This window comes from Pseudomonas sp. 10(2024), assembly GCF_045164175.1.
Classification (GTDB): Bacteria; Pseudomonadota; Gammaproteobacteria; order Pseudomonadales; family Pseudomonadaceae; genus Aquipseudomonas; species Aquipseudomonas alloputida.
Genome location: NZ_CP174006.1, coordinates 4,696,977 through 4,710,509 on the forward strand (window position 1 = coordinate 4,696,977; position 13,533 = coordinate 4,710,509).

General features: G+C 62.7%; 11 protein-coding genes. 5 read left to right on the top strand and 6 right to left on the bottom strand.

Annotation, left to right across the window (positions count from 1 at the left end):
• The first annotated feature begins 9 nt into the window (after positions 1-9).
• The 5 genes from ACI7M0_RS21285 (at position 10) to cmoB (ending at position 7,372) form a co-directional block, all read left to right on the top strand.
• A complete protein-coding gene (locus ACI7M0_RS21285; RefSeq protein ID WP_129933712.1) occupies positions 10-2,421 on the top strand; it encodes a glucose/quinate/shikimate family membrane-bound PQQ-dependent dehydrogenase in 2,412 nt (803 codons plus the stop codon).
• Between the two features lie 203 nt (positions 2,422-2,624).
• Entirely contained in the window at positions 2,625-5,042 is a 2,418-nt protein-coding gene (gene lon / locus ACI7M0_RS21290) for an endopeptidase La (protein ID WP_121162142.1), read from the top strand.
• A 151-nt stretch (positions 5,043-5,193) separates the two neighbouring features.
• Complete coding sequence (locus tag ACI7M0_RS21295) at positions 5,194-5,586, top strand: protease inhibitor I42 family protein (protein WP_014592209.1); 393 nt, start codon at positions 5,194-5,196, stop codon at positions 5,584-5,586.
• Between the two features lie 89 nt (positions 5,587-5,675).
• Positions 5,676-6,419: a carboxy-S-adenosyl-L-methionine synthase CmoA gene (gene cmoA, locus ACI7M0_RS21300; RefSeq protein ID WP_129933359.1), complete on the top strand. Its 744-nt coding sequence runs from the start codon at positions 5,676-5,678 to the stop codon at positions 6,417-6,419.
• Complete coding sequence (cmoB, locus tag ACI7M0_RS21305; RefSeq protein ID WP_129933357.1) at positions 6,416-7,372, top strand: tRNA 5-methoxyuridine(34)/uridine 5-oxyacetic acid(34) synthase CmoB; 957 nt, start codon at positions 6,416-6,418, stop codon at positions 7,370-7,372. Before cmoA ends, cmoB begins: the two co-directional genes overlap by 4 nt.
• A gap of 52 nt (positions 7,373-7,424) precedes the next feature.
• Here the strand turns inward: cmoB and pdxJ are convergent, their stop codons facing one another.
• From pdxJ to lepA, 6 genes are all read right to left on the bottom strand, one after another.
• Positions 7,425-8,147 (bottom strand): pyridoxine 5'-phosphate synthase, encoded by a 723-nt coding sequence (gene pdxJ / locus ACI7M0_RS21310; protein WP_371920366.1) that lies wholly within the window; start codon positions 8,145-8,147, stop codon positions 7,425-7,427.
• Positions 8,148-8,208: 61 nt separating this feature from the next.
• A complete protein-coding gene (recO, locus tag ACI7M0_RS21315; RefSeq protein WP_104962471.1) occupies positions 8,209-8,892 on the bottom strand; it encodes a DNA repair protein RecO in 684 nt (227 codons plus the stop codon).
• 121 nt (positions 8,893-9,013) lie between these two features.
• Entirely contained in the window at positions 9,014-9,916 is a 903-nt protein-coding gene (gene era, locus ACI7M0_RS21320) for a GTPase Era (protein ID WP_129933355.1), read from the bottom strand.
• Positions 9,909-10,598, bottom strand: coding sequence for a ribonuclease III (gene rnc / locus ACI7M0_RS21325; RefSeq protein ID WP_003252059.1), 690 nt, complete (start codon positions 10,596-10,598; stop codon positions 9,909-9,911). The genes era and rnc overlap by 8 nt, the downstream gene beginning before the upstream one ends.
• A 163-nt stretch (positions 10,599-10,761) precedes the next feature.
• Positions 10,762-11,616: a signal peptidase I gene (gene lepB / locus ACI7M0_RS21330; protein ID WP_003252057.1), complete on the bottom strand. Its 855-nt coding sequence runs from the start codon at positions 11,614-11,616 to the stop codon at positions 10,762-10,764.
• Positions 11,617-11,621: 5 nt separating this feature from the next.
• Entirely contained in the window at positions 11,622-13,421 is a 1,800-nt protein-coding gene (gene lepA, locus ACI7M0_RS21335; protein WP_010952535.1) for a translation elongation factor 4, read from the bottom strand.
• Positions 13,422-13,533 lie beyond the last annotated feature (112 nt).

A 13,533-nucleotide genomic window follows, 5' to 3' on the forward strand; every position in this document is an offset into this window, starting at 1 on the left:
GAACCTACGATGAGCACTGAAGGTGCGAACCAAGGAAGCCGCTGGCTACCGCGCCTGATTGGCGCGCTGCTGTTGCTGATGGGCCTGGCCCTGCTGGCCGGCGGTATCAAGCTGAGCCAGCTGGGCGGATCGCTGTACTACCTGATCGCCGGTATCGGCTTTGCCCTTTCGGGCATCCTGCTGCTGGCCCAACGCCAGATCGCCCTGGGCCTGTATGGCCTGGTGCTGCTGGGCAGCACCGTATGGGCCCTGTTCGAAGTAGGCCTGGACTGGTGGCAACTGGTGCCACGGCTGGCTATCTGGTTCGCCATCGGCGTGGTGCTGCTGCTGCCGTGGGCACGTCGCCCGCTGATCGGCCCAGCCAGCAAAGCCAACACTGCACTGCTCGGCGTGGCAGTGGTCGCTTCGGGCGCTTGCGCGCTGGCCAGCCAGTTCACCCATCCCGGTGAAGTGTTCGGCGAACTGGGCCGCGACAGCAGCGAAATGGCCAGCGCCGCCCCGGCCATGCCCGACGGCGAATGGCAGGCCTACGGCCGTACCGAGCATGGCGACCGCTACTCGCCGCTGCGCCAGATCACCCCGCAGAACGCCTACCGTCTGGAAGAAGCCTGGCGAATTCGCACCGGTGATCTGCCAACCGAAAACGACCCGGTGGAGCTGACCAACCAGAACACCCCGCTGAAGGTCAACGGCATGCTGTACGCCTGCACCGCGCACAGCCGCCTGCTGGCGCTGGACCCGGACACTGGCGCAGAAATCTGGCGCTACGACCCGCAGGTCAAGAGCCCGACCGGCACCTTCAAGGGCTTTGCCCACATGACCTGCCGTGGCGTCTCGTACTATGACGAAAACCGCTACGTCAGCCGCGACGGCAGCCCGGCGCCGAAAATTACCGATGCAGGCCAGGCCGTGGCCCAAGCCTGCCCGCGTCGCCTCTACCTGCCTACCGCGGATGCCCGCCTGATCGCCATCAACGCCGACAACGGCAAGGTCTGCGAAGGTTTCGCCAACCAGGGCGTGATCGACCTCACCACCGGCATTGGCCCATTCACCGCCGGCGGCTATTACTCCACCTCGCCTGCTGCGATTACCCGTGACCTGGTGATCATCGGTGGCCACGTCACCGACAACGAGTCGACCAATGAGCCGTCCGGGGTGATCCGCGCCTACGACGTGCACGACGGCCACCTGGTGTGGAACTGGGACAGTAACAACCCGGACGACACCAAGCCATTGGCTGCCGGCAAAATGTACAGCCGCAACTCGGCCAACATGTGGTCGATCGCCAGCGTCGACGAAGACCTTGGCATGATCTACCTGCCGCTGGGCAACCAGACCCCGGACCAGTGGGGCGCCGACCGCACCCCGGGCGCCGAGAAGTACAGCGCCGGCGTGGTCGCCCTTGACCTGGCCACCGGCAAGGCACGCTGGAACTATCAGTTCACCCACCACGACCTGTGGGACATGGACGTCGGCAGCCAGCCGACCCTGGTACACCTGAAAACCGACGATGGCGTGAAACCGGCGATCATCGTACCGACCAAGCAAGGCAGCCTGTACGTGCTCGACCGCCGCGACGGCACGCCAATCGTGCCGATCCGCGAGATCCCCACCCCACAAGGCGCAGTGGAAGGCGACCACACCTCGCCCACCCAGGCCCGCTCCGACCTCAACCTGCTCGGCCCAGAGCTGACCGAACAGGCCATGTGGGGCGCCACGCCTTTCGACCAGATGCTGTGCCGCATCCAGTTCCGCGAGCTGCGCTACGAAGGCCAGTACACCCCGCCATCCGAGCAAGGTTCGTTGGTCTACCCCGGCAACGTCGGTGTATTTAACTGGGGCAGCGTGTCGGTCGACCCGGTGCGCCAGCTGCTGTTCACCTCGCCCAACTACATGGCCTTCGTGTCGAAGATGGTTCCGCGTGAGCAGGTTGCCGAAGGCAGCAAGCGCGAAAGCGAGACCAGCGGCGTGCAGCCGAACACCGGCGCACCGTATGCAGTGATCATGCACCCGTTCATGTCGCCGCTCGGCGTACCGTGCCAGGCACCCGCCTGGGGCTACGTCGCCGCCATCGACCTGTTCACCAACAAGGTGGTGTGGAAACACAAGAACGGCACCACCCGCGACAGCACCCCGCTACCGATCGGCCTGCCGGTTGGCGTGCCGAGCATGGGTGGCTCGATCGTCACCGCCGGTGGCGTCGGCTTCCTCAGCGGCACGCTCGACCAGTACCTGCGCGCCTATGACGTGAACAACGGCAAGGAGTTGTGGAAAGCACGCCTGCCAGCAGGTGGCCAGGCTACGCCGATGAGCTACACCGGCAAGGACGGCAAGCAGTACGTGCTGGTGACTGCCGGCGGCCATGGCTCGCTGGGCACCAAGATGGGCGATTACATCATCGCTTACAAATTAGCCGAGTAAGCGACACCGCTCCCGCAGGCTCAACCCTGTGGGAGCGGCCTTGTGTCGCGATTGGGTCGCGCAGCGGCCCCAACGATCTAGAATGCTGGATGGATTCTGGGGCTGCTGCGCAGCCCAATCGCGACACAAGGCTGCTCCCGAACCATTGAAACCCATCCCTCCCCGCCCCATCTAAGCACCATAGTCATTCACGCAGGTGCCCCATGAGCGACCAGCAGGATTTCCCCGAACACCCTGACGAACACAGCGAAGTCGAGCACACCTTCCAGGCCGAAGCCGGCCACGCCCTCGCCCTGCCCGGCCAGCAGCTGCCGGACAAGGTCTACGTCATCCCGATCCACAACCGCCCGTTCTTCCCGGCCCAGGTACTGCCGGTGATCGTCAATGAAGAGCCCTGGGCCGAAACGCTCGACCTGGTAGCCAAGTCACCGGACCACTGCCTGGCGCTGTTCTTCATGGACACCCCGCCAGAAGACCACCGCCACTTCGACACCTCGGCACTGCCGCAGTACGGCACGCTGGTCAAGGTGCACCATGCCAGCCGCGAAAACGGCAAATTGCAGTTCGTCGCCCAGGGCCTGTCCCGGGTGCGCATCCGCAACTGGCTCAAGCACCACCGCCCGCCCTACCTGGTCGAAGTCGAATACCCGCGCCAGCCCGCCGAGCCGACCGACGAGGTCAAAGCCTACGGCATGGCGCTGATCAACGCGATCAAAGAGCTGCTGCCGCTCAACCCGCTGTACAGCGAAGAGCTGAAGAACTACCTCAACCGCTTCAGCCCCAACGACCCTTCGCCGCTCACCGACTTCGCCGCCGCGCTCACCTCGGCCACCGGCAATCAGTTGCAGGAAGTGCTCGACTGCGTGCCCATGCTCAAACGCATGGAGAAAGTACTGCCAATGCTGCGCAAAGAGGTGGAAGTCGCACGTTTGCAGAATGAGATCTCGGCCGAGGTCAACCGGCAGATCGGCGAGCACCAGCGCGAGTTCTTCCTCAAGGAACAACTCAAGGTCATCCAGCAAGAGCTGGGGCTGACCAAGGACGACCGCAGCGCCGACCTCGAACAGTTCGAACAGCGCCTGGAAGGCAAGACCCTGCCACCGCAGGCACGCAAGCGCATCGATGAAGAGATGGGCAAACTGGCCATCCTGGAAACCGGCTCACCCGAATACGCCGTCACCCGCAATTATCTGGAATGGGCCACCGCCCTGCCGTGGGGCGTGTACGGCAAAGACAAGCTCGACCTCAAGCACGCGCGCAAAGTCCTCGACCAGTACCACTCCGGCCTCGACGACATCAAGGAGCGCATCCTCGAGTTCCTCGCCGTGGGCGCCTGGAAAGGCGAGATCAGCGGCTCGATCGTGCTGTTGGTAGGCCCGCCCGGGGTGGGCAAGACCAGCATCGGCAAGTCCATCGCCGAATCGCTCGGCCGGCCGTTCTATCGCTTCAGCGTCGGCGGCATGCGTGATGAAGCCGAGATCAAGGGCCACCGCCGCACCTATATCGGCGCCCAGCCCGGCAAGCTGGTGCAGGCCCTGAAAGACGTCGAAGTGATGAACCCGGTCATCATGCTCGACGAAATCGACAAGATGGGCCAGAGCTACCAGGGCGACCCGGCCTCAGCGTTGCTGGAAACCCTCGACCCCGAGCAGAACGTCGACTTCCTCGACCACTACCTCGACCTGCGCCTGGACTTGTCCAAGGTGCTGTTCGTGTGCACTGCCAACACCCTCGATTCGATTCCCGGGCCGTTGCTCGACCGCATGGAAGTGATCCGCCTGTCTGGCTATATCACCGAAGAAAAACTGACCATCGCCAAGCGCCACCTGTGGCCCAAGCAGCTGGAAAAGGCCGGCGTTTCCAAGACCAGCCTCAGCATCAGCGACAGCGCCCTGCGCCTGGTGATCGACGGTTATGCCCGCGAGGCGGGCGTGCGCCAGCTGGAGAAGCAACTGGGCAAACTGGTGCGCAAGGCCGTGGTCAAGCTGCTGGAAAACCCCGACGCCAAGCTTAAGATCGGCACCAAGGACCTGGAAACCGCACTCGGCATACCGGTGTTCCGCAGCGAGCAGGTACTGGCTGGCAAAGGCGTCATCACCGGCCTGGCCTGGACCAGCATGGGCGGCGCCACGCTGCCGATCGAGGCGACCCGCATCCACACCCACAACCGCGGCTTCAAGCTGACCGGCAAGCTGGGTGACGTGATGAAGGAGTCTGCCGAAATTGCCTACAGCTACATCAGCTCCAACCTCAAGCAATTTGGCGGGGATCCAGGTTTCTTCAACGAAGCGTTCATCCACCTGCACGTCCCAGAAGGCGCCACGCCCAAGGACGGCCCCAGTGCCGGCATCACAATGGCCAGCGCTTTGCTTTCACTGGCCCGCGACCAGTCTGCCAAAAAAGGTGTCGCCATGACGGGCGAGCTGACCCTCACCGGTCAGGTACTGCCGATTGGCGGCGTGCGCGAGAAGGTGATTGCAGCGCGGCGGCAGAAGATTTTCGAACTGATCCTGCCGGAGCCCAACCGCGGTGACTTCGAAGAACTGCCGGACTACCTGCGCGAAGGCCTGACAGTGCATTTCGCCAAGCGCTTTGCCGACGTGGCGAAAGTGCTGTTCTAGCCTGCACCGGCCTCTTCGCGGGCAAGCCCGCGCCTGCAAGGGTACGCTACCCCTGCAGGCGCGGGCTTACTCGCGAAAGGGCCGGCACAGGCAGCACAAATTTCCTCGATCATCGGGTATCCTCAGGCCATCGCCAGCCTTCGGAGCCACCATGACCTCTCCTCGTCTGCTCGTTCCCCTGAGCTTCGCCCTGCTTTCTGCCTGCGCGCAACAACCCTCGCAGCCTGTTGACCTGGACGCCGAAAGCGAATGCCCCAAGCGCCTGCAGGTCGGCCAGATCCTCACGCTTACCCTGCCCAGCAACCCCACCACCGGCTACCGCTGGCTGGTACAGAACCCGGCGCCCAACGTATTGCAAAGCCTTGGCCCCGAGGTTTACAGCGCGCCTGAAGACACCGGTATCGTCGGCAGCTCGGGCCTATCGACCTGGCGCTTCCAGGCCCGCGCTACGGGCGAAGGGAACCTGGTATTGGTCTACCAGCAACCCTGGGCCCCGGAAGTGCGCCCGGTGCAGACCTTCGATTGCAGCATTCGGGTCAATTGAACGCAAAGCGCTGGTCAGCCAACCATGCATCCCGGCTGCGGTTTGGCTAGAATGCGCCCCCTGCCTATCACCAGCCGCCTGGATTCGCCGTGAGCAAACAACCCGACCGCCTTTTCTCCCACCCCCTGGAGCAGGTGCCCGACTTCGTCTTCAACGAAGACGTCGTGCGTGTGTTCCCGGACATGATCAAGCGCTCGGTGCCCGGTTACCCAACCATTGTCGAGAACCTCGGGGTACTGGCCGCTCGGTTCGCCCAGCCAGGCACCGCACTGTACGATCTGGGCGCATCGCTGGGTGCCGTTACCCAGTCGCTGCGGCGCCATGTGCGCAGCGACGGCTGCAGGGTAATCGCGGTGGATAACTCCGCCGCCATGGTCGAGCGCTGCCGCCAGTACCTTACTGCGCAGGATTCGATGTTCCAGGAGTTGCTGCCAGTGCAAGTACTGGAAGCCGATATCCTTGCCCTGCCCTTCGAGCCCGCCTCGGTAGTGGCGATGAACTTCACCCTGCAGTTCATCGCCCCTGACCAACGCCTTGAACTGCTCGGGCGAATCCGCCAGGCGCTGCTGCCCGGCGGCGCGCTGATTCTGTCGGAGAAGCTGCGCTTCGCCGATGAACAAGCGCAGGATCTGCTCAATGAACTGCACCTGGATTTCAAACGGGCCAATGGCTACAGCGAACTGGAGATCGCCCAGAAGCGCAGCGCCATCGAAAACGTGATGAAGCCCGATACACTCGAAACCCACCAGGAACGCCTGCGCGCAGCCGGCTTCTCGAAAGTGGTGCCTTGGTTCCAATGCCTTAACTTCGCCTCGTTGATAGCCCTGCCATGATCGATCTGTCTCCCCTCGTCCGCCGCCTGGCGGGCACGCCCCTGGCTTTCTGGTCGCAAGGCCTGCAAGCACAACTGGACGCCAAGCTGGAAAAGGGTCACGGTGACCTCGACCGCTGGCGCGGGGCGCTGGAAGCCCTGCCCGCCCTGCAACCCAGTGAAATCGACCTGGTCAACGGGTTGCGTCTGGATTGCGACTGCGACGACGCCACCCGCGCGCAGATGCGCCAGGCACTGATGGGCCTGTCGCCCTGGCGCAAAGGGCCGTTCGACCTGTTTGGCGTGCACGTTGACACCGAATGGCGTTCGGACTGGAAGTGGTCACGGGTCGGCCCGCACCTGGACCTCAAGGGCAAGCGTGTACTCGACGTGGGCTGCGGCAATGGCTACTACCAGTGGCGCATGCTCGGCGCCGGCGCAGACATGGTGATTGGGGTCGACCCCAACTGGCTGTTCTTCTGCCAGTTCCAGGCCGTGCAGCAATACCTGCCGAAGTTGCCGGCCTGGCACCTGCCGTTCGCCCTGGAAGACCTGCCCGCCAACCTGGAAGGTTTCGATACCGTGTTTTCCATGGGCGTGTTCTATCACCGCCGCTCGCCCATCGAGCACCTGCTGGCGCTCAAGGACTGCCTGGTCAAGGGTGGCGAGCTGGTGCTGGAAACGCTGGTTATCGAGGGCGACGAAAACCAGGTGCTGGTGCCTGAGGACCGCTACGCACAGATGCGCAACGTCTGGTACCTGCCGTCGGTACCGGCGCTGGCCCGCTGGTTGCGCCGTGCCGGCTTCAGCGATGTGCGCTGCGTCGACGTGAGCGTGACCAGCGTCGAGGAACAGCGCAGCACCGATTGGATGCGCTACCAGTCACTGAGCGACTTCCTCGACCCGAACGACCACAGCAAGACCGTCGAAGGCCTGCCTGCCCCTCGTCGCGCCACCCTGCTGGCGCGCAAATGAGAAAGGCGCCCGCAAGGGCGCCTGAATTCACTTGCGGCGAGTAGCCGACAAATCAGCGCGAAGCCGCCACGATCAGCGCCTTCATCTCGGCCACAGCAGCCTTGAAGCCGACAAACAGGGCATGGGCCACCAGCGCATGGCCAATGTTCAGTTCATTGATACCCTTGATCGCCGCCACCGCCTCGACGTTGTGGTAGTGCAGCCCGTGACCCGCATTGACGATCAGCCCCTGCCCCACGCCAAACGCCACACTGTCGACGATACGCTTGAGCTCTTCAGCCACATCGGTGGGGGTTTCGGCATCGGCATAACGGCCGGTGTGCAGCTCGATGGCCGGTGCGCCGACCCGACGCGAGGCCTCGATCTGCCGCTCGTCGGCGTCGATGAACAGCGACACCTCGGCACCGGTACGTGCCAGCCGTTCCACTGCAGCCTTGATCCGCGCTTCCTGCCCTGCCACGTCCAGGCCACCTTCGGTGGTCAGCTCCTGACGGGTTTCGGGTACCAGGCAGATGTGCGCCGGCCGAATCTTTTCGGCAAAGGCCATCATCTCTTCGGTGACGCCCATCTCGAAGTTCATGCGGGTCTGCAGTACATCCTTGAGCAGCACGACGTCACGTTCCTGGATGTGCCGGCGGTCTTCGCGCAGGTGCACGGTGATGCCATCGGCGCCTGCTTCCTCGGCGTCCAGGGCAGCCTTGACCGGGTCAGGGTAGCGCGTGCCACGGGCTTGGCGCAGGGTCGCCACGTGGTCGATGTTGACGCCAAGAAGCATGCGGTTGCTGTGAGTCACGAAAGGCTCTCCTGAGGATTGAGCCCAACAGCATACGTCCTGATCAGCGCTTGCGAAACAGTTCCCGGCTGACCAGCGGTTTTGCCCCCAGGTGAACTGCCAGTGCCTGGCGCATCAGCCGCTTCGCGGCAAGCAAGGCGCCAGGGGCATCCCAGTCGGTTTGGGCCAGGGCCAGCAGTTCGGTGCCACGGAACAGGCCGGGCTGCGCCAGCTCAACCCGCTCCAGGCCGGCGTCAACGCGCAAGCGGTACAGGCCATCGGCGGCAATGGGCTGCTCGTTGACGTCATGGTGCAAGGAAAACGCATAACCGAGTTCGTCCAGCAGCCGCCATTCGAACGAGCGCAGCAGGGGTTCCAGCGGTCGACCGGCGCTCAGTGCCTGCAAGGTCAAGGTGTAGTGCTCGAACAGGGCCGGGAACGGCGCTTCGGCAGGCAACAGGCGCATCAGCAGCTCATTGAGGTACAGCCCGCTGAACAGCGCATCGCCGTGAAGCCAGGCGGCGATGCCGGTGCTGTCCATGCGGCTGACATTCTTCAGCTCGCCACGCCCACGCAGTTCCACCTCCAGCGACACGAACGGCCGCACCAGGCTGCCGCCCTTACCCCGTGCGCGACGCAACACGGCGCGCATGCGGCCCTGCGGGGTGAAAAAGTCCACCAGCGCGCTGGTTTCCTTGTAGGCACGGCTGTGCAGTACGTAGGCTGGCTGGGGGGTGGGTTGGTCCATGCACTATCTCTGGGGCCTGATGTACGTGTGGGAGCGGGCGTGCCCGCGAAAGCGTCAGTGAACCCACTATCGCATTCGCGGGCAAGCCCGCTCCCACAGGAATAACCGACCGGTCAGGTAATTACAGGTCGCCGTAGCCCAGCGAACGCAGGGCGCGCTCGTCGTCGGACCAGCCGCCCTTTACCTTGACCCACAGGTTGAGCATGACCTTGGAATCGAACAGCACTTCCATGTCCTTGCGCGCCTCGGAACCGATGCGCTTGATGCGCTCGCCCTTGTCACCAATGATGATTTTCTTCTGGCCATCGCGTTCAACCAGGATCAACGCGTGAATGTGCAGCACATGGCCCTGCTGCTTGAATTCCTCGATCTCCACGGTGATCTGGTACGGCAACTCCGCACCCAGCTGACGCATGATCTTCTCGCGCACCAGTTCAGCGGCCAGGAAGCGGCTGCTACGGTCGGTGATCTGGTCTTCGGGGAAGAAATGATCGTTCTCGGGCAGGTGCTTGGCGATCTGTGCTTCCAGCGCTTCAAGGTTGTGCCCCTGCTGTGCCGAAATCGGCATCACCTCGGCGTTCGGCAGTTGCTCTTGCAGCCACTGCAGGTGCGGGATGAGCTCGGCTTTTTCTTCCATGCGGTCGGTCTTGTTGACCGCGATGATCAGCGGGCCGGTGACATACTGCAAGCGCTCCAGAACCAGTTGGTCCTCGTCGGTCCACTTGGTACGGTCAACCACGAAGATAACCACGTCGACGTCCTTGAGGGCCGCCGAGGCGTTGCGGTTCATGTAACGGTTCAGGGCCTTGTCGTTGGCCTTGTGCATACCGGGGGTATCGACGTAGATGGCCTGCACATCACCTTCGGTCTTGATGCCGAGCATGTTGTGGCGGGTGGTCTGCGGCTTGCGCGAGGTAATCGCCAGCTTCTGGCCCAGGATGTGGTTGAGCAGGGTCGACTTGCCGACGTTGGGACGGCCGACAATGGCTACGTAGCCGCAGCGGGTCGGGTTGCTATCAGTCATTGCCATTCTCCACGCCCAGGGCGATCAGTGCAGACGCGGCGGCGACTTGCTCGGCAATACGCCGGCTAACGCCTTGACCACGGCTCTTGTTGTTCAGCAGTACCACTTCGCATTCGACGAAGAAGGTTCGGCAGTGTGGTTCACCCTGGATATCCACTACTTCGTAACGCGGCAGCTCACAGCTGCGCGACTGCAGGAACTCTTGCAGGCGGGTTTTCGGATCTTTATTGGTGTCGACCAGTGTCAGGCCTTCGAACTCATCGGCCAGCCAGGCCAGGATGCGCTCCCGGGCGGTGTCCATGTCGGCGTCCAGATAGATGGCACCAATCAGTGCCTCCAGGGCGTCGGCCAGGATCGACTCGCGGCGAAAGCCGCCGCTCTTGAGTTCTCCGGAACCCAGGCGCAGGTAATCGCCCAGGTCAAAACCACGGGCCAGACGGGCCAGGGTCTCACCCTTGACCAACCGCGCACGCAGCCGCGACAACTGGCCTTCGCGGGCCTGCGGAAAACGCTCGAACAGCGCTTCGCCGGCAACGAAGTTGAGAATGGCGTCACCGAGGAACTCCAGGCGCTCATTGTTGCGCCCGGCGTAACTGCGATGGGTCAGTGCCAGGAGCATCTGGTCCTGGTTCTTGAAGGTGTAACCGAGCTTTCGCTCCAGACCGGCAAGGGAAGCACTCATGCGGCCACCCGATCGTTGTTCAACGCGTTGTTCAAATCAACATCCTGAAAGACTGTTTGGCTGTGGTCCGCCGATCGATTTGCGGCGAATCTCCCGATCCCTGAGAACACAGCCTATGTCAGAAATGCATTCGGCGCTGTCTGCTGGACAGCGCCGATGGGTATCAATGGATCAGGCCAACCCGCGACAGGTTGGGCAAGTGGCTGAGTTTGGGCTCTGGCCAGCTCATCCACACCGCGAAGGCCTTGCCGACAATGTTCCGGTCCGGAACCATGCCGTGCAGTTCCTTGGGAATGTTCGGGTCATCCCAGAAACGGCTATCGTTGGAGTTGTCGCGGTTGTCGCCCATCATGAAGTAATGGCCCGCAGGTACGGTCCACTGCTGGTCCGGCGGCATGCGATAACGGCTCATTTCCTTGCGGATCAGGTGTTCGGCCGCGCCGAGCTTTTCCTTGTACAGCTGAGCACTGCCCAGGGTACCCGGCTCGCTGCCCACCAGTTGTTCGGCAACGGGCTGGCCGTTGACGAACAGCCGCTTGTCGTTGGTGTAGCGGACCACGTCGCCCGGCAGGCCAACCACACGCTTGATGTAGTTGACATTCGGGTCGCTCGGGTAGCGGAACACCATCACATCCCCGCGTTGCGGGTCACCGACCTCGATGACCTTCTTGTCGATCACCGGCAGGCGAATGCCGTACGAGAATTTGTTCACCAGGATGAAGTCGCCCACTTCCAGGGTCGGTTTCATCGATCCCGAAGGGATCTGGAACGGCTCGACCAGGAACGAACGCAGCACCAGCACGATGAACAGCACCGGGAAGAACGACTTGCCGTACTCGACCAGCAACGGCTCCTTGTTCAGCCGTTCGACCACCGCCATCTCAGGCTGGCTGACGCTGCCCTGATAGTTGGCGATTGCCGCACGCCGGCGCGGGGCCAGGAACAGCAGGTCGATCAAGCCCAGCAGACCGCAGATGAAGACGGCGATGACCAGCAACAGCGGGAAATTTAGCGACATAGGACCTAGCTATCCAACCTGAGCACGGCGAGGAAGGCTTCTTGTGGAATTTCCACATTGCCCACCTGTTTCATGCGTTTCTTACCGGCCTTCTGCTTCTCCAGCAGCTTCTTCTTACGGCTGACGTCACCACCGTAGCACTTGGCCAGTACGTTCTTTCTGAGCGCCTTGACGGTTGTCCGCGCAATGATCTGGCCGCCAATGGCTGCCTGGATCGCTACGTCGAACATCTGCCGAGGGATCAGTTCCTTCATCTTCTCGGTCAACGCACGGCCTTTGTAGGCCGCGTTGTCGCGGTGCACGATCAATGCCAGGGCATCGACCTTGTCGCCGTTGATCAGCACGTCCAGCTTGACCAGGTTGGCCGACTGGTAGCGATCGAAATGATAATCCAGCGAAGCATAGCCGCGGCTGGTGGATTTGAGGCGGTCGAAGAAATCGAGCACCACTTCGTTCATCGGCATGTCGTAACGCACCTGCACCTGGCTGCCGAGGAACTGCATGTCGCGCTGTACGCCACGCTTCTCGATGCACAGGGTGATGACGTTACCCAGGTGCTCCTGCGGAACCAGGATGGTCGCGGTGACGATCGGCTCGCGGAAGTCGGCTACAGCCGAGACGTCCGGCAGCTTGGACGGGTTGTCGACGACGATGGTTTCGCCGGTTTTCAACTCCAGCTCGTAGATCACGCTGGGTGCGGTGGTGATCAGGTCCAGGTCGTATTCGCGCTCCAGGCGCTCCTGGATGATCTCCATGTGCAACATGCCCAGGAAACCGCAACGGAAGCCAAAGCCCAGCGCGTCGGAGCTTTCCGGCATGTACTGCAGCGAGGAGTCGTTCAGGGTCAGCTTCTGCAGAGCGTCGCGGAAATCCTCGAAGTCGTCGGAACTGACCGGGAACAGGCCGGCATAGACCTGCGGCTGAATCTTCTTGAAGCCTGGCAACACCTCGACCTCAGGGGTCGAGGACAGGGTCAGGGTGTCACCAACCGGGGCACCGTGGATGTCCTTGATGCTGGCGATGATGAAGCCTACTTCGCCGGCTTTCAGATCGGCAGTCTGGGTGTGTTTCGGGGTGAAGACACCGACGCTGTCGACCAGGTGCACCTTGCCGGTGGACTTGACCAGGATCTTGTCGCCTTTCTTGACGCGGCCCTGGCGCACACGCACCAGCGAGACCACACCCAGGTAATTGTCGAACCAGGAGTCGATGATCAGCGCTTGCAACGGTGCATCGATCTCACCTTCCGGCGCGGGAATGGTGTGCACCAGGCGCTCGAGCACCTCGTCAACGCCCATGCCGCTCTTGGCGCTGCAGGCGACGGCGTCGGTGGCGTCGATACCGATGATCTTCTCGATTTCGTCCTTGACGCGGTCCGGATCGGCCTGGGGCAGGTCCATCTTGTTCAGGACCGGCATGACCTCCAGGCCCTGCTCGATGGCGGTGTAGCAGTTGGCTACGGACTGGGCCTCCACGCCCTGGCCGGCGTCAACCACCAGCAGTGCCCCCTCACAGGCCGCCAGCGAGCGCGAGACTTCGTAGGTGAAGTCGACGTGGCCGGGGGTATCGATGAAGTTCAGCTGGTAGGTCTTGCCGTCCTGCGCCTTGTAGTGAAGCGTGACGCTGTGGGCCTTGATGGTGATACCGCGCTCACGCTCCAGGTCCATGGAATCGAGCACCTGGGCTTCCATCTCGCGCGCCGACAGGCCACCGCACATCTGGATGAAACGGTCAGCCAGCGTCGACTTGCCATGGTCGATGTGGGCGATGATGGAGAAATTGCGGATATGACTCAAATCACTCACGGGTCAACACTCGAAAAGGCTGCGAGCCGGACGCCCGCCGAAAAATAGCCGGGAATTGTACCTTAAGCTGCTGGGTTATGGGAGATTCCTCTGTCCGACTGTACACAGCAAT